Annotated in this window: 15 protein-coding genes and 2 pseudogenes; 1 reads left to right on the top strand and 16 read right to left on the bottom strand. The window is 50.8% G+C overall.

Annotation, left to right across the window (positions count from 1 at the left end):
- Positions 1-129 precede the first annotated feature (129 nt).
- The 13 genes and pseudogenes from katG to B9L21_RS07995 form a co-directional block, all read right to left on the bottom strand.
- Complete coding sequence (katG, locus tag B9L21_RS07935; RefSeq protein ID WP_063165913.1) at positions 130-2,340, bottom strand: catalase/peroxidase HPI; 2,211 nt, start codon at positions 2,338-2,340, stop codon at positions 130-132.
- 1,395 nt (positions 2,341-3,735) lie between these two features.
- Positions 3,736-4,470: a LytR/AlgR family response regulator transcription factor gene (locus B9L21_RS07940; RefSeq protein WP_063165915.1), complete on the bottom strand. Its 735-nt coding sequence runs from the start codon at positions 4,468-4,470 to the stop codon at positions 3,736-3,738.
- A gap of 82 nt (positions 4,471-4,552) precedes the next feature.
- On the bottom strand, positions 4,553-6,280 hold the full coding sequence (locus tag B9L21_RS07945) for a DUF342 domain-containing protein (RefSeq protein WP_225995634.1): 1,728 nt from the start codon (positions 6,278-6,280) through the stop codon (positions 4,553-4,555).
- A 188-nt stretch (positions 6,281-6,468) separates the two neighbouring features.
- Positions 6,469-7,185: an EAL domain-containing protein gene (locus tag B9L21_RS07950; protein WP_063165916.1), complete on the bottom strand. Its 717-nt coding sequence runs from the start codon at positions 7,183-7,185 to the stop codon at positions 6,469-6,471.
- A 171-nt stretch (positions 7,186-7,356) separates the two neighbouring features.
- Positions 7,357-10,086, bottom strand: coding sequence for an MHYT domain-containing protein (locus B9L21_RS07955; protein ID WP_063857366.1), 2,730 nt, complete (start codon positions 10,084-10,086; stop codon positions 7,357-7,359).
- Positions 10,087-10,613: 527 nt separating this feature from the next.
- A pseudogene (uvsE, locus tag B9L21_RS07960) lies at positions 10,614-11,575 on the bottom strand (UV DNA damage repair endonuclease UvsE).
- A 128-nt stretch (positions 11,576-11,703) separates the two neighbouring features.
- A complete protein-coding gene (locus B9L21_RS07965; RefSeq protein WP_063165917.1) occupies positions 11,704-11,973 on the bottom strand; it encodes a hypothetical protein in 270 nt (89 codons plus the stop codon).
- Positions 11,974-11,997: 24 nt separating this feature from the next.
- Positions 11,998-12,498, bottom strand: coding sequence for a hypothetical protein (locus B9L21_RS07970; RefSeq protein ID WP_063165918.1), 501 nt, complete (start codon positions 12,496-12,498; stop codon positions 11,998-12,000).
- Between the two features lie 300 nt (positions 12,499-12,798).
- Positions 12,799-12,987 carry a hypothetical protein gene (locus B9L21_RS07975; protein WP_063165919.1) on the bottom strand — a complete coding sequence of 63 codons (189 nt, stop codon included), beginning with the start codon at positions 12,985-12,987 and terminating at the stop codon, positions 12,799-12,801.
- Positions 12,984-14,213, bottom strand: a complete 1,230-nt coding sequence (locus B9L21_RS07980; RefSeq protein ID WP_063165920.1) for a DNA polymerase IV — start codon at positions 14,211-14,213, stop codon at positions 12,984-12,986. Before B9L21_RS07980 ends, B9L21_RS07975 begins: the two co-directional genes overlap by 4 nt.
- Positions 14,214-14,341: 128 nt before the next feature.
- The gene (locus tag B9L21_RS07985; RefSeq protein WP_063165921.1) at positions 14,342-14,968 is read right to left on the bottom strand and encodes a LysE/ArgO family amino acid transporter; all 627 of its coding nucleotides are present in this window, start codon (positions 14,966-14,968) and stop codon (positions 14,342-14,344) included.
- Positions 14,965-16,407, bottom strand: coding sequence for a PH domain-containing protein (locus B9L21_RS07990; RefSeq protein WP_063165922.1), 1,443 nt, complete (start codon positions 16,405-16,407; stop codon positions 14,965-14,967). The genes B9L21_RS07985 and B9L21_RS07990 overlap by 4 nt, the downstream gene beginning before the upstream one ends.
- Entirely contained in the window at positions 16,397-16,879 is a 483-nt protein-coding gene (locus B9L21_RS07995; RefSeq protein WP_063165923.1) for a PH domain-containing protein, read from the bottom strand. Before B9L21_RS07995 ends, B9L21_RS07990 begins: the two co-directional genes overlap by 11 nt.
- 206 nt (positions 16,880-17,085) lie before the next feature.
- Between B9L21_RS07995 and B9L21_RS08000 the strand changes: the two genes are divergently transcribed.
- On the top strand, positions 17,086-18,459 hold the full coding sequence (locus B9L21_RS08000) for an amino acid permease (RefSeq protein WP_063165924.1): 1,374 nt from the start codon (positions 17,086-17,088) through the stop codon (positions 18,457-18,459).
- Positions 18,460-18,574: 115 nt separating this feature from the next.
- Here B9L21_RS08000 and B9L21_RS08005 read toward each other — a convergent pair whose 3' ends face one another.
- The 3 genes and pseudogenes from B9L21_RS08005 to B9L21_RS08015 all read right to left on the bottom strand — a co-directional run bounded on the left by B9L21_RS08005 (position 18,575) and on the right by B9L21_RS08015 (position 20,942).
- Positions 18,575-19,159, bottom strand: a complete 585-nt coding sequence (locus B9L21_RS08005) for a YdhK family protein (RefSeq protein WP_063167351.1) — start codon at positions 19,157-19,159, stop codon at positions 18,575-18,577.
- Positions 19,160-19,167: 8 nt separating this feature from the next.
- Positions 19,168-20,610, bottom strand: a pseudogene (locus B9L21_RS08010) (heavy metal translocating P-type ATPase); the annotation flags it as partial.
- A 14-nt stretch (positions 20,611-20,624) separates the two neighbouring features.
- Complete coding sequence (locus B9L21_RS08015) at positions 20,625-20,942, bottom strand: metal-sensing transcriptional repressor (protein WP_063165925.1); 318 nt, start codon at positions 20,940-20,942, stop codon at positions 20,625-20,627.
- Between the last annotated feature and the right edge of the window lie 129 nt (positions 20,943-21,071).

A 21,071-nucleotide genomic window follows, 5' to 3' on the forward strand; every position in this document is an offset into this window, starting at 1 on the left:
TTTCACCATCTTTCCTCTATCCCTTCCCCCTTCGATTTTTCCGGTGGGGAGAGCGACGCTGCCGATCGAGCGGTTTTGTATGCCGCAAAAACAAGGCAGAGGGAATCCTCTCCCCCTGCCTTGTTTTCATTATCGAGCAGCGACCGATTCTCTTGCTTTTTTCACCAGATCAAAGCGGTCGGCGTTCATGACTTTCACCCACGCGTTGATGAAATCGCGGACGAATTTTTCTTGGTTATCGTCTTGGGCGTAAAATTCGGCGTAAGAGCGGAGGATGGAGTTCGATCCGAAAATGAGATCGACCCGGGTCGCTGTCCACCGCACTTGGCCGGTTTTCCGGTCGCGGATTTCGTAAATGCCGCCGTCGGTCGGCACCCATTCATAGTCCATATCCAACAGGTTGACGAAGAAGTCGTTGGTCAGCACCCCGATGCGGTCGGTAAACACGCCGTGGGGCAAATCGCGATAGTTCGCGCCCAACACGCGCAAGCCGCCAATTAAGACCGTCATTTCTGGACCCGTCAGCCCAAGGAGCTGCGCTTTGTCGATGAGCAGTTCTTCCGGCGGGACGCTGTATTCTTGCTTTTGATAGTTGCGGAAGCCGTCCGCAAACGGTTCTAATACGGCAAAGCTTTCGACGTCCGTTTGTTCTTGCGTCGCATCGCCGCGGCCAGGGAAAAATGGCACTTTGACGTCAAAACCAGCGTCGCGGGCCGCTTTTTCGACCGCAGCGCTGCCGCCAAGGACGATCAAGTCGGCGATGCTTACTTTTTTCGGCAGTTCGCGTTGGATGTCCTCATAGACGGACAGCACGTTGGCGAGCCGCTCCGGTTCGTTCACTTCCCAGTCTTTTTGCGGGGCGAGACGGATGCGGGCGCCGTTGGCTCCGCCGCGCTTGTCGGAATGGCGGAACGTGCTGGCTGAGGCCCATGCCGTCTTGACGAGTTCACTGACGGTCAGGCCCGAGTTCAAAATTTTCGCTTTGATTTGTTCGATTTCGGCATCAGTCAATTCATAGTCGACCGTCGGAATCGGGTCTTGCCAGATGAAGTCTTCTTTCGGCACTTCCGGACCTAAGTATCTCGTTTTCGGCCCCATATCGCGATGCGTCAGTTTGAACCAGGCACGGGCGAACGCATCCGCAAATTCTTCTGGATTTTGATGGAATCGGCGGGCGATTTTTTCGTATTCCGGGTCAAACCGAAGCGCCAAATCGGTCGTCATCATCATCGTCGGCACTTTTTTCGACGGGTTCTCGGCATCCGGCGCCAAGTCGTTTTCATTCGGGTCGACCGCCATCCATTGCCATGCTCCGGCTGGGCTTTTCGTCAGCCACCAGTCATAGCCAAACAGCATGTCAAAGTACGACGTATCCCACTGAGTTGGCGTCGGCGTCCAAGCGCCTTCAATGCCGCTGGTGATCGTATCGCTCCCTTTCCCTTTTCCGTAGGAGCTGATCCATCCCAGCCCTTGCGCTTCAATCGGGGCGGCTTCCGGCTCAGGACCGACGTGCGTGGCAGGGCCGGCGCCGTGCGCTTTTCCGAACGTATGACCGCCGGCGATCAAGGCGACCGTTTCTTCATCGTTCATCCCCATGCGGCGGAATGTCTCGCGAATATCGCGCGCCGCTGCTTTTGGATCCGGCTTGCCGTCCGGCCCTTCTGGGTTGACGTAGATTAACCCCATTTGCACCGCGGCGAGCGGGTTTTCAAGCTCGCGATCGCCGGAATAGCGTTCAGAGGAGAGCCACTCTTTTTCCGATCCCCAATACACGTCTTCTTCTGGATGCCAGACGTCAACGCGGCCGCCGCCAAACCCGATCGTTTTTCCGCCCATCGATTCAATGGCGACATTGCCTGCCAAAATGAACAAATCGGCCCAAGAGATTTTGTTCCCGTATTTCTTTTTGATCGGCCATAACAGCCGGCGCGCTTTATCCAAGTTGGCGTTGTCCGGCCAGCTGTTTAACGGCGCAAAGCGCTGCGTGCCTGTCGACGCGCCGCCGCGGCCGTCACCGATGCGATACGTCCCTGCCGAATGCCAAGCCATGCGGATCATTAACGGCCCGTAATGGCCATAGTCAGCCGGCCACCAGTCTTGGCTTTCGGTCATCAACTTGCGTAAATCTTCTTTCAGTGCCCAGTAATCTAATTTTTGAAATTCTACGGCATAGTCAAACTCTTCATCATGAGGGTTCGTCTTCTGGTCATGTTGATGGAGAATGCTTACATTCAGCTGATTCGGCCACCAGTCTTTGTTCGTCGTTCGATTCGAAGACTGATTCGTTACGCTTCCGTGAAACGGACATTGGGCTGCATTCTGACGATTTTGATTTTCCATTCTCCTGTTCTCCTTTCCCTTACTTAACTAAAAATGGGAATGCCATCATTACCATTTCTAACTGTTTTGTTACCAGTCAAAAATGATAACGATTCGTACATTAGAATTATACTAAATTTATATTTAATAGTAAATAATAAAAGATGCCTTTTATTATTTTTATCTTAATTAGGCGAGAAGACTCCCACTTCAACGAAGCGAAGCGGAGTAAGTGGGAGATGAATCGCCTTAACTATATTTTGCTGAAAATAGGATAGATTCAGTAAAATATAGTACCATATAGTTAGATGGGAGGTGAAAACATGTATTTTTGTATCAAACAACAGCTAAATGGTTTGACCAAAGAAGAATACTTGACTCTTCGAGAACTGTGCCATATTGCCAAGAACATGTACAACGTCGGTGAGTGTCTTATGCTCTAGCGGCGAAGTGGACACGCCTCAAAGAATAAGGATTGCTTGAAGCAGTCAAACTTCTTTGGAAGCCCCCACTTCAAATTTTCGCTAGAAAATTAAGTGGGGGTAGTTCACTTGTGTTGCTATACCAGTCCAAGGTGTGTCACTATTAATTTATGTTTCAATTGATGTAGAATTCAGTTTTTTTAATATAAAAGATGATTGCCTGCTTCATAAAAACGTAATGGCCTAGGAGTCCGGTGATTTAATGAAGCATATAGCTTCACAGCATCGTTTCTCAAATAGAAAAACCTTGTAGCATCGGTACTGCTTTTCACACATTCCCTCATCGATCAGGTGAAACACAACGATCGACCCTAGCTGACGTCAGATCACATGAAATGAGAAGATGATGCCGCAAAGCTTCCCAATTTGAGAAACATGGCAGTGCAGCGACCCTGCTCCCTTCATCACCGTCCTTCTAGAATGAGATACACAAAATAAACAAAAGGGAGCAAGCCGGAAACTGCCTTTAGGCGATGAGCCTTGAGCAACTGGCTTCTCCCTCTCTCTGATGCATAAACGGATCATATGCCTTTTCTCCGCCTATCTCACTGAAAGGCGGGAGCTTCTCAGAGCATCTCGTCTCCGTGGAAAAATGAGCTGAGTGATCTTGTTCATTTGATATTTTTATCGTTTAAAAATGGAGAGAACTTCTTTCAAAGTCAAGAAGCTCATTTTTACTTCACAGCCTGTTCGGCCTCTTGGCTGTAAAATTGATAGCGATTGAGTTTAGCTTTTGCCTAATAGAGGGCTTGGTCAGCATGGAGGATTAATTCTTTTGCCATGCTTCCATGCCACGGATAAAATGCCCTATAATAACCCGTAGTACTGTTCGATTAGTATCCTCTCCACCTGTTCCATACAATCCTCCATTGAAAGAATAAGACGATTCAAAGAGATGTTTACAACGTTTAACACTTTCCTCTAAAAAGCCTATCTAAAGATGTATAGTCGACATTTTCTGTTGTACTTCGTGAAATTTCAATTTCGAAATATAAGCCACTTTTTCACAGCCGAAAAAATGGGCAGCATACGTTTCACCAATTTGCACAATTTTCACTACCTTTTTCAAATTGATGATATACGAACGATGGGTTTTCAAAAAACAATCCGTGAGCCTCTTTTCTATATCGTTTAGAGGGGTTGTCGTCTCGTATTGCTCATCAGCCGTATGAATGATCGTTTTCCTATTTTCTTTCTCCACGAACAAAACATCTTCCAGAGGCAGCCAAACGATTGAATGTTTCGAACGGATCTCTAGTCTTTTGTCCGACTTCATTGACACAACGGGATGTCGGGCGATTTCGATGAACTTACGCGCTTTTTCGAGTGCTTGAAAGAGACGTGTGCGCTCGATCGGTTTCACGATATAATCGGCCGCGGATAGTTCAAACGCTTTGACCGCAAATTCGTCATACCCAGTAGTAAAAATCACTTGAACATCCGGCAAAGATTGTCTGCATAGTTTAACAGCTTCTATGCCATCAAGTCCAGGCATGCCGATATCAACAAGTACAATATCTGGCTGCTTCTCAAACACAAGCTGTAGCAGCTCCTCTCCGGTAGCCGCCTCCGCTACAACATCATAGTTTGGAAACAAACGGATAAAATTCCGCAAAATCGCCCTTGAAACCGCATCGTCATCAGCGATCAAGACCTTTAAATCATTCATTGAATCCTCTCCTTCTCCCCCTCCCCCTCCCTTATTCTAAACAATCCCCGCTAAACTTTCTTGTATTTGAAAAACAAGGAACTTAAAAGTGCTTGAACACGATTTTTTCATTCTCTCCTAAGGCTACTTCTATATGGTGTTGCTCTGTTTGGAACGTATAGACGGTTTGACCAATGTGAACGACAGTTCCCTCTTTCGCTACGCCAAGCCTTACTGTTTGTCCACGCGGCACTGTAATGTAGGTGGAGATTCCTGAATCCGATCCTGCCTCTTGAATGGACGCACCTTTTTTCGCGTAAGCGCGGCCGCCGCGCATCACCCCTTTAATGTCAAGAAACCCATCGGAATGGATCGTACAGTTATGGCATCCTTGACCAAAAACGACGATGTCTCCGTTGCAATAAATGGTGCTATTTAACGCATAGGCCATCTCGACACGGTTGTTCTCATTGTGTTTCCATGCATAGGAGCCGGTAATCCCTTTTATATCATCAAGCAGTTTGACAAGCTGTTGGAATGAATGCGATTCGTTCGGAACACTTGGAAAAAAACATCGTTGCAACCGCTCTGCCACGTCGCGCCAAACTGATGAAATTTGTTGGCCATCCTCTTTTTTTACGGCCTCTATATATTCCTTTCCTTTATTTTCTAAATCAGAAAACTTATCACGCATTAAATGTTTGATCAGCTTAAAGAAAAGAAGCTGTTCGTTTTTCGTCCAAGCGAACGTTTTCCACGACGGCGAACGAAGTAACTGTTTTATTAAGGTTACCATGTTTTCTATATCTTCTTCCATTTCGCTTAACAACAAGCGGATAAGCTCAGAAGGCATTGCCCGATCGGTTCCTGCCGAAATAGTGCTCCCGATCACATTGTTTCGAATGATCACGGCGTGTTTTGAGGTGACCGTCGCCCGATGGACGTTTTGGTAGATGATAATGCGTCCGTCTGCTTCCACTTCCATACCGTCTTCCACACTTCCAATAATATCGACATCGCCGTGAAAGCGAATATGACCCGAGCTCACGTTGACATCGCCTTCGTGGATGAATTTGTCAATCACGGAAATATGCACATCCAGCCCTTTTTGCCGAAATACTAACCGTCCGGTGGTCGACGCTATTATTTTTGTCCCGTTTTCGACCAACTTTACGCCTTTTCCTACATGAACAGTGACCGGTCGAACCGGTTTAGGCGGGATCAGCTCGTTTGTCACAGTAATCCCCGGAACACCGGGAACCGGGGGATGAATGACCGCTATAGTTTGCCCCGACCGAACGGAAGAAATATCTCCCCCTTTTAAACAATCCGCATTCTCGCCTTCACCCGACAGTTCCCTTTTCTGATTATAGTCTGTATTGACCGCCAGCTCCACCCAGCCGTTTGTTCCCTCCCGCGGCTTCACGCCTCTAGCAACGATAAAATCATCTGGCCGTGTCGTCTGCGCAGCTTCAACGATCGCGGCAAAATCGATCCCTTGAACGATATGCATAGATCGGAGTTTTTGCAAAATAGACTCGCAGTCGAACGTGTTTTGCACCTCAAGCAACAGCTCGGTTTGCGACCCGATTTGGCCGCTAACGCTGACTTCTTTCAATCCCCTTCGCTTGTTAGCTTCAGGTTCAACGCGTAAAATGGCATGCAGTTTATCTTCATCAACAACAATCTGCCATTTCATTATGACTATCTCTTCCACCGTCTGTACTCTAAACCGCTTTTCTCCCGCTGTAGCTGTTGTTTCCTTCATCTGCTCACCGGTCTCCATCATACAAATTCCCTCCCTTGCAGTAATGGGCAAAGAACGTTGCATCCGCCCCTTTCTCCCTTAAGCCTTTTTGGCTTGCCGTTTTCCGTGGCATTCGTATGCTCTTCGCCCGTGAATGACAAAACCGTGTTTTCCCCACCAAGATTATACGATCGCTTCGTTTGCCCTCCCGTTTTTGCCGCCTTAATCAAAGGAGGGAGCAAAGCTATACTAGTACATCCGTACGCAGCAGTTTAGGTCAACCGGTCCGGCTTGCCTAAAAGATACCCTTGTGCGGCCGGCACTCTTAACAGCTTGGCTTGGGCAAGATCCGTTTCCTTTTCGATTCCCTCTAGCACGAGCACCATTTTTGGACTGCAATAGTTTACGAGCAAGCTGACCATTTTTTGCTTTTCGACATCGGCTGCCAATCCTTGGGCGAAATATCGATCCAATTTTACATAATCCGGCTGTAGTTCAATAATTTTTTGTAAAGTAGAGGCTCCTTTGCCAACGTCATCGATCGCAATGTAAAATCCGTACTCCCTTATCAACTTTACAGTCGCGTTCAGTTTGCCGTCTTTCCATAGATCGTCGCCTTCTTCCGTTTCGTTCAGTTCGAACACAATCCGATTTTCAATATGCGGAAAACGTTCAACCAGTTTTTTTAATAACTGCGCAAACCCACGATGCAGCATGGTAGATGGGTACAAATTTACAAATAGGAGACCCCTTTTCCGTTCCCAGAAAGGAAATTGCGAAATGGAGCCCTCTAGCGATGCGAGATCCAGCTCATGCAAGCATCCTTCGTCACGGGCTTTTTGAAAAAGGTGTTCAATATTTTTGACTCCGTTTACCCGCAACAACGATTCATATCCGAAGATGCTCCAGTTCATTAAATCCCAGAGTGGTTGATAAACATGTTCAAACTGCTGTTTGCCAATTACATGTCGAACAGAAACAAAAGTCACCGCTTCGCTACTCCTTTATCATTCTTTTATCCTATCCTTTAATAGCCGCTAAGCATGAAAATCACCACAGGAAAAATGGACTATTTGTGTAATTTTCAATATAGCGTCTTTTCATATAGTTGTCTAACTTTTCCTATGCACCAAACACATGCAGATGCTCCTTAGCGGCATCTAAAAGGACATATTACGCTCTTTTTTCGACTTTTCACGACATATTTCCCCTTCGTTGTTCTTGTTGTGTGTCGAAACATCACTCTCTTTATAAGCGAGACTTTCTTCCCATAACCCCACTAACTTTTCAAGAAATGCGCTTACGTCCAACGGTTTCGTTATATAGTCCGTAAATCCCGCTTGTAATGCCTTTTTGATTTCTTTCGGAACAGCGTTAGCACTGATTGCGATTATTGGGATATGGCTCGTTCGTTCATTATGTCGCAACATGTCCAATACGGTATATCCGCTGAAATCCGGGAGATGGATGTCGATCAGGATCAGGTCAAATTGGCCATCGGCCGCCTTTTGCAAGCCTTCACCGCCGCTGTTAGCGAATGTTAACGAAAGATTGGGGAACGGTTGCAGGATATACTCCAACAATTTTAAGTTGGATGCATGATCTTCAATATATAAAATTTTTTTATGGCCGATTTGCATTAATCGCTCCTGATTCACCCGTTTATTTAGAGGCGAATGTGGCCCGTTATGAACGTATCGAATAGCTGGAAGGCTGATCGAAAACTCGCTTCCCTTGCCAAGTTTGCTATTTACCGCTATTGTGCCGCCAAGCAAGCGCACGACTTGTTTAACGAACGCTAGTCCAATGCCATTGCCATCAACTTGATTGCCTCGGATTCGATAAAACGGCTCAAAAATGTTTTCTTTCTCCTCATCCGGGATGCCGATTCCACTGTCTTTGACACGGATCGTGACTTTCCCCTGCTCCTCTGTTCCTTCGACCACCACCGTACCGCCATCACGGTTATACTTAATGGCGTTATCAAGCAAATTCAGTAATGCTTGTCTGAGTCTTGTAGCGTCTGTATATAAGTACACATGCTCGCTCGAAAAAGCTTTATAGATGAGGCTAATGTTATTTTTCTTAGCGAGTGGTTCCATCCATTTCACACTTTCCTCAATGACTTCATTCGGATGCACCACATCGTATAGCAAGTGCGATTTTCCCGCTTCCATCTTAGCTAAGTCTAACATGTCATTCATTAAACGCAGCAAATGTCGGGCGCTTCCTAAAATTTCTCGTACCAATTCGCGCTGCTCGGTATTGAGAGAATCATCCATCTCAAGCAATTGGGCAAACCCTAACACACCATTTAGCGGAGTCCGAATTTCATGACTTAGACGCGAGATGAAATGGGACTTTGCTTCGTTGGCTTTTTCCGCCTCTTCTTTAGCCTGCCATAACGCTTTCTCCATCATCTTTCGTTCTGTAATATCGATTGCCGAGCCGATGATTTCCGTTACTTGGCCGTTCTCTTTGATTGGGCGCAAGCTGACTAAGTAGTCAATTCCGTTGATATTTCCTTCATAGTACAACGCTTCCCCCGTTTCCCACGCATACTGATAATATCGTTCTTTTTTGTCGGCGATGGGCTTGGGCAAAAAATCGTGCACTGTCTTGTCCAACACGTGTTTTGGATCAATTCCTAGATGGTGAAACAACTCGCCGCCGCATAACGTATGAACGAATCGGCCGTCTCTTTTGGTGAATTTAAAGATAAGCCCTTGTTGTTGGCAGATGGTGTTCCACAAATCTTGTTGCACTTTCTTTATACGTTCCTGATATTCGACTAGTTCGGTGACATCCTTTCCGATCATAAACAATCCAATGACATCCTTGTCTCCTATAATCGGGATCAAAGTAAGTTCCATCATCACCGGGTTGTCGCGGTCAGTTTTTATGGGCACAGACAAAACGGAAGATTCCCCCTTTTTCGCCTTTGCTAAGCATTCCTCAATTTTTTGATGATCCTTCCTAAAAAACAAGTCATATACATTGTCTGGCAGGTCACCTTGACGAACTTGTAACATCTCTATTGCTTTTGGATTGATGCTCGTAATCCTCCCATTAAAGTCCACGGACAGTACGAGATGGGGATTGCGGTCCACTAAACATTGATAATGGACCTCGGTTAGCCGCTTTTGCCGCAATACCTCGCGCCGCTCGATATGGATCATAGTGCTGGTCATGATCAATATAGCCAGCGTAATAAACGCAAGAATGTCAGCCAAGCCGTCAGTCGGGATCGCTATCGTCTGTTCTATGGGCCGTGCTTCCTGGCCATGAGGCAGCCGGAACGACATTCCTTTCATTGCGGTATAATGCATGGCCGCGATTCCGCACCCCACCACGATAGAGCTAATGGTCTTTTTGAACACTTGACCGCTATTCGTGCGATAGACCATAAAAAGAATAAACAATGCTAGAAACGAAGCAAAAAACGACAGAACAATCGACAGACAAACAAAAAACGGATGATGATGCATAACCATCTCCGTTTTTATCGCCACCATCCCTACATAATGAAGCAAACTAATGGCCGTTCCCATGAAACTGCCGCTCAGGGCAAAATGCCAACCTTTTTTTCGATGATAAGAAACTATATACAAAGCATGAAACGACCAGCACACTGCCAGTAAAAACGATAAAACAGCCGGAGTCGCTCTGTAAGACACAGGAAAAGGTAGCCGATACCCAAGCATGGCAGTAAAATGCATAGACCAAATTCCCAATCCAATAATGATGGATCCTAAAAAGACCCAAGCAGCTTTCCCTTTATCACTTTCGGCGACCTTCGCTGAAATGGCCAAGGATACGTAAGAAGAAACAACAGCAATCACTGCGGAAATGACGATGAAATATGGATCGTGGTATCCTGTAATTCCCATCATACTTCCCCATTCATAAAAAAATCGGGAATCCCCTACTTCATGATAAAAAAAGACCGTAACATTGACAACAGAGTCATCTACCTACTCTTTCCCCTATTTACTACCAAGACAAAAGGCGGGCGAGAACGTTTTGAGCAATCCGCCCTAGCGTTCTTAACCGTTTACGGCACTGATTTTGCCGATGTTCTTTGTCCGGTTAGCTATGGTGCAAGTCATTTCTTTCATGTCCAAGTCTTGTTTGTCCTACCATCGATTTATGCTGCGAGGCGAAGAACATGTTTCGGTTCACCATGTTTTCTTCCATCTTTCTATTGCCTGCTATTATTTATCGCACAAAAAGGCGATGAGCTTCTTCTGCCTATGCGTCATTCTGGAAACAGGGAATTTCTCAGTTAAAAGCCCATCCCGGTTTGTGGGGATGGGCTCGATTAGCGAGGCCCTTCGGCCGTCTTTTGTGGTCTATCAGCTTTTCGCTGCTCGATCTAGCGGAGCATTTGGCCAAAAGTTTGGCGGATAGGGATTGATTATTTGACAAAAAAACTCGCCCCGTCGATCCATTCGATGTCGTCATATTGTTTGAGGTCGCGTACAAGCTGGAACAGCGCTTCATCTTTTTGTTTCGCTTCGATCATGCAGTCAAGCTGCCGGACGGTGCCTTTGACTTCTCGCAAAAAGCGGATGAACATCTCAGCATCGACAAAATCGTGATGGGCGCGGAACTGTCTGTCGCTTTTTGGGCTTGAGAGATGCATTTTCATCGGCAGCGGCGAGTGGCGCCATGTCGCCACGATCCGTTCCCAGTCCGGCCGCCAGTCTTCTTCGTCGTGATTGGCGAGATGATGGTGCAAATCAAAAACGAGCGGCACGCCGAGTTTTTCGCATGCATAGAGGGCATCGCGCAACGTAAACACCGTATCATCATTTTCGAACATGATCATTCGCTGCAGCGGAGCGGGGATGTACGCCCAATTATGGATCAGCTGCTCCAACGCTTTTCTTTGTCGCCATACCCGCCGCCCATGTGGAGCACGCACCGGTGTTCTAGGTCAATCCCCATCCCTCGCAGCAACTCCCCATGCAGCTTTAGCGCGTTCAACGAGGCATGGAAGACATCGGAGTCAGGAGAATTGAGCACGACAAAATGCTCCGGGTGGAAATCAAGCCGCATCGGATACTCATGCAAAAACAGCGCGATCGATCGCAACGCTTCACGGATCGGAGCGAGATAATCCCAGCTCTCTAGTTCCGGATGATTGGCAAGCGGAATGAGCCGCGAGCTGAGGCGGAAAAAACGGATGTCATGCGCCTTGTTATATTTGAGCAGGCGAAGGCAGTTTTCGACATTGGAGAGAGCAATCCGCTCAAGCTTGCGGATCGCCGCCTCGCGATCGCGAATGGCGCGAAATCGCGCCACGGTCATCGTTTGAGAGGGAGAGCAATGGGGAACGTGCACACTCATAGCGACATAGCCAAGCCGGACGACGATCATAACCTTCACCTCGATAGTTTAGCCAACGATCCATTTCCGCCCGTTTTGGCGGACAACGTTATTATGCGGCCGAAACCGATCCGTTATGCAGCTACACGTTCCTCTTGCTTTTAAAGCGGACACCGTTAAGAAGGAAAATAGAGCTCTACAGCCCGATGCTGGCCATAAAACCGATAATGCCTCGGGAAATCGTGTACGATCTCATAGCTTGGGTAGTCATCCAACCGAATGGACCAGCGAATGCGCCCATCTTTGATGAAAGATAGCAGACCGTTTGATCGCTCGATGCCATCAAAGAAAAACCCGTCACGCGCCACCAGCTCGTCTTCTTCATAGAAGTTGACGACAACTTGGCGATGGCGGTATTCCGTCAGCAACGAAAGCAAGTCACCCACGTTTTCTCTCTCCCTTACACGTGATTAGATCGGCCAAAAGAGATGAAGGAGAAACAAACCGGCAAACAGCAAGGCAGAGACAAGATGAAACTTTCTTCTCCACCCTGACGCTTTTTGCCGGCGGAGGACGCCGGCAAATAAGGTGATGGCCAACATCGTGAGGCTTGCATAACCGGTCACTAGCTTCCCATGGCCAAAACCGATCACCGCTCCGAGTTTCCATGCCATCATTGCTCCATGGAGGACAATCAAGCTCGTTCCAGCGACGGCAAGCGGGATGTGGGCTTTCATCATGCTTCTTGCTATCCGCGCTAACGTGACTTTGACCTTCCGGATTTTTGTTTTGCGGATGACAAGGAAGATAAAATACATATTGACATTGACCAAAAACAGCAGCACCGCCACTTGCGCCAGCCATTTTCCTGCCAACACCGCAGCCGAGTCGTTCGGGCGGAACAGCCAGATATAAACCGCCGTGCCGATCACCAACAGCGCATTAATGATCATCCAAACATAGTGGGCCATACATCCCTCCATGGTTGTTCCGTTTACCATCCATTTTACCCCAAAAAACCATCCCGCCGGAGTGAGGATCATCACACCACAAACGCAGGGGGGTGGCACTTCCGATGCCTAGACGCTTCCCCTCATTGGCGGTTTTCACTCAACCAACGCCAATCGATTCATCCCATGTCCAAGAGAGCGACGCTCTGCCTGAGATGAACCGATGGCTACTTTGTCACCAGGGCTCGATGGTCCATAACCGTTTGTCTCTAACCGGTGCCGCAGCATCTAAACTCGACGGCGGGCATCGTCTTTCGCTTGTTATAACGCCAGATATACCCCGATTCCTGCCGCTAGCACAATGGCCAATCCGGCATAAATCAACGCTAGGCGGGTGAGATTGCCTTTGGTTGCTGATGTGTACTGTTCGTCTCCCCGCCCCGACAGCGCGAGCGTGCCGATGAGGCCTGCAAGCATCACGACAGCCGCGGCAATTAGTAAGATCGTCAACGTTCTTCCCCCTCTTTCGTTTGTCTGTCGGACGAAAGCAGCTCAACACCCATCTGCAAGGCGCGGGCGCCAAACTTCGCCCGCAGCTGTTCCACCGCTTTCCAAAGCGGTTCCATTTTCGCCTCTTCTTCATATTGAAACAAATCCAGCTGCTTCACCGCCCTGGCCCGGTCAAACACATGGAGCGCGGCGACGCCAAGAAGACGCACCGGACGGCCGTCCCAATGCTTTTGGAACAACCGCGCCGCATAGGAAAAGATTTCTTCGCCGTCCGATAACGGCTCGATTCCAGTTTGGCTGCGGGTGATCGTGTGAAAATCGTGGTAGCGAATGGTCAGTTGAACGGTTCGCGAGGCAACCCGCTTTTCGTTCATCCGGGCGCCGACCGATTCGGCCAGCTGGCGCAAGACAGCGAGCAGTTTCTGTTCTTCCTCGATATCGTACGGCAGCGTTGTTGAGTGTCCGATCGATTTTCGCTTTTCCGCCGCTGTTGGATCCACCGGACGCGGGTCGATGCCGTTCGCCCGCTCGTAAAGGCGCGAGCCATAAATGCCAAACGTCTGGCGAAGCCGCTCGCGGTCAGCTTTGGCGAGATCGCCGATCGTATGGAGGCCAAGCGCATGCAGCTTCTTCGCTGTTTTGTCGCCGACGCCATGCATCTGTTCGACCGGAAGCGGCCATAACACAGACGGGATATCGCGCTTGCGCAGCACGGTGATGCCAAGCGGCTTTTTCCTGTCGCTTGCCATTTTCGCCAAAAACTTATTCGGGGCGATGCCGATGCTCACCGGAATCGACAGCCGTTCAAGCAGCTCTTGTTGGATATGGCGCGCCAATGCGAGCGGGTGAACCGTCGGCATCCGCCCGGTCACGTCCAAATAGCCTTCATCAATCGAGGCCCGCTCCAAAACAGGCGAGAAGCGCTCGAGCCATTGGAACAAGCGGCGGCTCATTTCGCGATACAATGGGAAATCCGGCGGCCGCACGACGAGCGATGGACAGCGTTTTTTCGCTTCCCAAAGCGGCATCGTCGTATAGATGCCAAACTGTTGTTTCGCCACATAACTGGCCGCCAGCACAATTCCTTTCCGTTCTTTCGGGTCTCCTGCCACAACGACCGGTTTTTTCTGAAGCGACGGATCACGGGCGATCTCACAGCTGGCGAAAAACGAATTGGCGTCTACGTGAAAAATAATCCGTCCATGCGATTCGCGCTCCGTTTGCATCTTTCTCTCCTTCTTTTCTTTCGTTGATTCCTATTTTAGCAGATCATCCGTTCGCTGGGAACAACTCAGGCCGCTTCAAGATACGGTTTCGTTGTATTCATGCTAGGTGCGCCATCCCTTCGGACGTCTTAGGGCAGCCAATCACGAAATAGCTTCATGAGCATATATCCGCCCACTCCCCAAATGAGGAGCGCGGAAATCCGGTTCATCCAGCGCAGTCCTCCCCCGCTGCCGTCGAAACGGCCAACCATTCTTCCGGCGAGGGACAGCCCCACAAACCAAATCCAGGAGACAACAATGCACGCCGCCGCAAATATCGCTTTCTCCATTCCCGTATAGCGGAGCGAACCCGTGCCAATGACGCCGATCGTATCGAAAATGGCATGAGGGTTCAGCAGCGATACCGAGGCGGCAAAAGCGATTTGTTTGCGGGGCGGAAACCGTTCCGCCGCTTCGCTTCCGCCAGCGGCGGGGGCGCTTTTCCATGTACTCCAGCCCATATACAGCAAAAAAAGAATGCCAGCTCCCATCACGGCTGTTTTCAGCCAAGCGGAACCAAGCCAAACGAGCGAGACGCCCAAAACGGCGAGGAAAATCAACAACGTATCACACAACGACGCCGTCAGCACCGCCGGCAAGGCATGCCGCCAACGCCGCTGAACCGCTCCTTGGGTCAAAATGAACACGTTTTGCATCCCCAGCGGCAAAATGAGTCCAAACGCAAGGATAAGCCCGTGAAGAAAGGCCTTCATCATGCTTGGTTCCTCCCTTTCCCTTGCAGCCAGCGATAGATTGAAGCCGCATCCTCTTCATCCACATCGACGACGCGGGCGCGGGTGCCAAGCGGCATAACAGCGGCGGAAATCGTGGCTAATCGTTTTCGCTGTTGCCACCATGTCGCCGCCACCTCAACCGCTTGCAGGCGATGTTTCAACATGTATGTGGTCGTTCGGCGGAACCAGCCGCTGCGGAGTGTTAACTGCCTTGAAGAAAGCGCCCAGCCGGCTGCTTGATAGCGCCGCGACCCGATCCACAGAGCAAGCGGCAGCGCAAACAAAAGCCCCGCTCCCCATGGACGCTCGATGTAAGCAGCCAATGCCAGCGGGGCCGCTAACCAATAAAGCGGCCGAAGCATATAGCGGATTTGAGCCCGCTTCGGCAATGGACGGAACGCAACACCGAGATCGTACTCCGGCAGGCACGCGTGAATAATCGAGGAGACGCGCTCTTTTTTTACAAGCGGGCAAAGAACCACATCCCCCGGTGGACCGCCATCAAGCGCCCCGCCGGCATGAATGAGCGATACGGTCGCATACCCGAACAGACGACGCAGCCAGCTCTCATGGATCATCACCCCTTGAACGCGGCCAATAGGGACTGAAACCGTTTGGCGTTCGAGCCAACCGCGGGTGATGACAATCGTATCTTCTTGCCTGCGCACGGCAAACGAAGCGAAACGGATCATATTTTGCCCGATCGCCACCCCATACGCGGCCAACAGCGCCACCAAACCGATGACTCCGATGTACCACCGCCCATGTCCGTTCCATGTCGTCTGTACATTGCGAAAGAGCGCTTCATACGGGATCAGGTCGCCAAGTTGGGACAAAAAGGTCCAAACGGCCGCCACGACGCCAAACGCTCCCCCGCTTGTCACAGCGGCAAGCCATACTTCCTTTATCGAAAGCGTAAATAAAGGAAGAGACAATGGCCGATTCCCGTGCTCACACGGCGGCCGCCCCCCTGCCTGCTCTTTTGCCCGCTCAATCTCGCGCTGCAAGCGGTGCACTTCTTCCCTCGACACGGCGGCAAGCGCCACTTCTGCTTCCCCAAGCCCGCCCCCGGCGGTTTCAATATGAACTTTTACGACTCCAGCTAGCCGCTGCCATATTCCTTCCGTTGTAGAAATGCCTTGAATGCGCTCAAACGGGATCGTCCGTTTTTTGCGGACAAACAACCCTTCTTCCACTTCCAGCGTTTGGCCGTCCCAGCCGTATTTGAAACGAACCCAGGAAAGAACGCCGGCAACGATCGTGTAGGCGAGCACAAGAAGCGGCATGACGAGATCCCGCCAAGAAAAATCACCGCGGCTGCCAGCTATGACAACTACCAAAAGCGGGAGCAGCACGTGTTTCAGCTCCCTCCCTACTCCCGTTACCATCGCAATGGGATGAAGACGGCGCTTAGTCATCATCCTGATCCGCCGCCTTCGCCCGCTCGGCGATCAGCCGGCAGAGCCGTTCCGCCTCCGATTCAGACAGAGCGGGGATTTCATGGACGGTAGCGGCCGTGAAAATCACGACCGAAGCCAACCCGTACCGTTTGAGCAAAGGGCCTTGCCGGACATCGACATGTTGGACGCGATTCATCGGAACTAACGTCCATGTCGTTGACCAAACGCCGTGCTGAATTTCTATGTCTTCGTCGCGAATATCGTAACGCCATCGTTTCTGGCGCAAGGGAGGCAGCCATCCGATCCATAAGACCGCTTTCACTCCCCAAATGCCCGCCAACGGCGCTAACCACCACTCAGGAACATGGAAGCGCGACAACACCCAAGCGATTGCACCGATGATGACGCCGCCAGCCAATGTTCCCAACACTCCGGTCAAGCGCCAGACGGTGATGGCTTTTTCCGAAATCGGTTTGCCGCTGTTGCCAAGCATCCTACCAATCTCCTTTTGGCGAGTTCAAAACCTGTTTCCAGTATAACAAAACATTTCCACATTGACGACGTGTTTTTTCGCGAACCATTGACAGAAAAACAAAACTATTATATTCTAAAACTATCTTTTTTGCTTAACTGCATAAAAGCGTAAAAGCAAAAAAGTACATCATGGAATGAACTTCGTGTGAGAAAGGTTGTTGCTGTATGGAACATTCCCGCCCCTCATTGCAAAGAGGGCTGCTGCCCCGCCATGTGCAATTGATGGCGCTAGGCGGCATGATCGGCACCGGCATTTTCAAAGGGAGCTCTGATACGATTCACATGGCCGGACCGAGCGTTATTCTTACGTATTTGCTCGGTGGCGCGCTGTTGTTTCTCATTATGGCCGCCTTAGCGGAGATGGCCATCGCCTATCCGGGCGAAAACGTTCAGCATTTGATCCGCCGGGCGTTTGGCTTTCGCTGGTCGTTTCTCGTCGGGTGGCTGTATTGGGCGAACTGGACGTTGGTCACCGTCGTCGAGCTGCTGGCGGCAGGCAGTTTTTTGCGCTATTGGATGCCGTCGGTGCCGCTTTGGCTGCTCGCTCTGAGTTGCGCGCTGTTTATCATCGCGCTGAACTTGTTTCCGGTTCGCTACTATGGGGAAACAGAATTTTGGCTCGCCGGGTTGAAAGTGGCGGCGCTGGCTGTGTTCATCTTGCTTGGAGCCGGCATGTGGTTGGGAGTGATTGAAGGAGCGGACGGAAACCCATGGAGCCGTTATGCGACGTATGACGCCTGGTTTCCGCATGGGGTCGGCGGCATGATCAGCGCCTTGCTTGTCGTCATGTTTTCATACGGCGGAGCCGAGTTGATCGGTGTAGCGGTGACGGAGATGAAAGATGCTGACCGGGTGCTGCCGCGGGTGATCAAAACGACGGTATGGCGGGTCATCGGCTTTTACGTGCTGCCGATCGCCATCATTTGCGGCATCATGTCATGGAACGCCGTATCGGCGGAAAACAGCCCGTTCGTCCAAGTGCTCGAGGCCACCGGCATTCCGGGTGTCGCCCATGTGATGAACGCCGTTTTGCTCATTGCCGTCTTATCGGCAGCGAACACCGGGGTGTACGCCACGTCCCGCTTGCTCTTTTCGATGGCCGAACAAGGAGAAGCGAGCCGCCGCTTGTTGCGGACGACGCGACAGGGGGTTCCGATCTACGGGATGGGAATGGTCGCTCTCTGCATCGCGTTAGGGATCGTTGGCGCGTACTTGGCGCCGGGGCGAATCATCGGCGAGCTGATGACGATCCCCGGGTTTACGGTGCTGATCGTCTGGATGATGATCGGCGCGGCCCAACTGAAACTGCGGCCGCATTACGATACAAATCCGTTCTTCCGCGTCAAAGCATTTCCGTACACGACACTCATCGCCGTCGTGTCGCTCGGCGCGATTTGGGTAAGCTTTTTATTTCAGCGCGATCATCGAATCGGGTCAGTTCTTTGCCTGGTGATCCTGGCGGTTCTGGCGATGTATGGGGCGGTCAAAGAAAAGCAAAACCGGCGGCCGGAACAAAACGTCGACGAACAATCCGCCTAAATAAGAGTTCAGAAAAACAGGCGCTCGTGCCGTTATGGCCGGCGCCTGTTTTCTGTCGTCCCCAAACGAAGCGCTCAAGCTCACGACTTGGGAAGACCCCCTTGCCATCGATTCCTTATTTCACCGGCGACAGTTCGTCTTCGGTCACCCATTTATGGTTGGTCACTTGTTCGCCGGTCTCTGTATCGGTGTAATCGACCATATACACCGTCGTTTGTTGAGCGGAGTCGATGACGGCTTTCGCGCCTTTCATCCCTTTCATATGGTCAGCGTTCAAAACGACTTCGTCGCCCGGCTGAAACGGCTCATCCCCGGCGTTTTCGATTTCTTTGTGGATCACCCATTTATGGTTTTTGACCGGAGGACCGCCCGTTGTCGGCGTGTACGTCACCGTATAGACAGTCGTGTCAAACGCCCCGGAAACGGTCGCTTCCGCCCCGTTCATCCCCGGCATATGGTCGGCGTGAATGATGACTTTGCTTCCGACCGGGTAGGTTGGCTGTTTCGCTTCTTCCAATCCAGCCGGGACGTCGCCTGAACCGGAGTGATTCATTTCCCCGTGGCCGGCATGAGGGGTGTTTTCTTCTTGGCTGGCGTTTTCTTTTGGCGCCGCTTCGTCATTTCCAGCGCCTGCGCAGGCGGACAGCAACAAAGCCGCTGCCAAAGAAGCAACTCCCCATACGATTCTCCTGTTTTTCACGTTTTTCACCCTCCTTTAAAGAGAATGCCGTATTCCGCCCCCTTGCCGGTGCCGACCATAATCGATGTCGGCGTCGCCAAACCGAGCGCGCACGGACAAGCGATGACGAGCACGGCGATGGCCGCCTCTAGAGCGGCGGTGACGTCGCCCGGCGCCACGAAAAAGTACCAAACGAGAAACGAAACGGCCGCGATGGCAACGACAATTGGGACAAAAATGCCGGAGATGACATCGGCCATCCGCTGAATCGGCGCCTTGGACCCTTGCGCTTCCTCGACGATGCGGACAATGTGGGCAAGCGCCGTATCTTTCCCGACTTTTTCCGCCCGGATGGTCAACACGCCGTTTTGGTTGATCGTCGCGCCAATGACAGAGTCGCCTTCTTTTTTATCGACCGGAATCGATTCGCCCGTGATCATCGATTCGTCGACCGATGAGGCCCCGGCGATGACCGTTCCGTCCACCGGAATTTTTTCACCGGGCCGCACGATGATCGTATCGCCGACAACGACTTGTTCAAGCGGCACGTTTTGTTCGGCACCGTTGCGGATGACAGTCGCCTCTTTGGCCTGCAGGCTCAGCAGCTTCGAAATCGCTTCTGTCGTCCGCCCTTTAGCGAGCGCCTCGACATATTTGCCAACGAAAACGAGTGTAATCAACACCGCGCTTGTCTCAAAATACAATCTTGGCGCATAGCCCGGGTCAGCCAGCGTTTTGAGCGCCTCATACAAGCTGTAAACATAGGCCGCCGACGTGCCGAGAGCGACAAGAACGTCCATGTTCGCGCTCTTGTTGCGCAACGCCCGGTACGCACCGAGATAAAACGGGCCGCCGATGTAAAACTGCACCGGAGTGGCCAAGAGAAGCTGCACCCATGGATTCATCAGCCCATGCGGCATCGGCAGACTGAGATCGAGCGGCAAATGGGCGACCATCGTATACAACAGCGGCAGCGAGAGCACCGTTGACAACATGAGCCGGCGCCGCTTTTGTTTCCATTCGTCTTCATGGCGGACATCCGTTTGCTCCTCACGGGGGCGTCCTTTGTAGCCAAGATGCTCGATTTTCTTGAGAATCTCCTCGATGGACAGCACGCCTTCTTCGTATTCGACGACGGCGCTGTTCGTCGCTAAGTTGACCGTCGCCGCGGTGACGCCTTCCAACCGTTTTAACCCTTTTTCAATCCGCGTCGCGCACGCCGCGCACGTCATCCCGGCAATATCGAGCGTCACCTTTTCCTTTGCCACGCCATAGCCTAGTTGCTCAATTTTCGTTTCAATATCCCGAAGGCGCTGCTTTTCGGAATCGTATTGAATCGTCGCCCGCTCCATCGCCAAGTTGACGTTCGCCTCGACTCCGTCTAGTTTGTTCAACACTTTTTCGATCCGGTTGGCGCAGGCGGCGCACGTCATGCCGGTGATGTGAAGCGTCGCCGTTTTCCGTTCTCCCATCGGTCACCCCCCCCTTATTTCGAAACGTGTTTGATCACATCCATCAGCTCGCGAAGCGATTGTTCGCCGTTTCCTTCGCGGATCGCTTTCGCCACGCAATGGCTGGCATGACGTTCAAGCAGCTGCATTCCTACTTGGCGCAGCGCCGCTTGGATGGCGGAAATCTGCACTAAAATATCTATACAATAGCGATTGTCTTCCACCATTTTTTGCACGCCGCGCACTTGCCCTTCGATGCGCTTCAATCGTTTCATGATGTTCTCCACTTCCTCTTTCGTGCGCGGAACCATCGTCCGGTGAACCGCATGTTCTTCTTGCGGCGGGTGGGTCATCCTGTTCACCTCTTTCCTCGATCTATATACATTATACCCGAACGGGGTATATAGATGCAATGAATTTCCTTCTTTTTAGGACAAAAAAGAAAAGCGGCCCGATCGGCGACGGATGATGGCACTTGTCCA

The organism is Geobacillus uzenensis, assembly GCF_002217665.1.
GTDB lineage: Bacteria > Bacillota > Bacilli > Bacillales > Anoxybacillaceae > Geobacillus > Geobacillus subterraneus.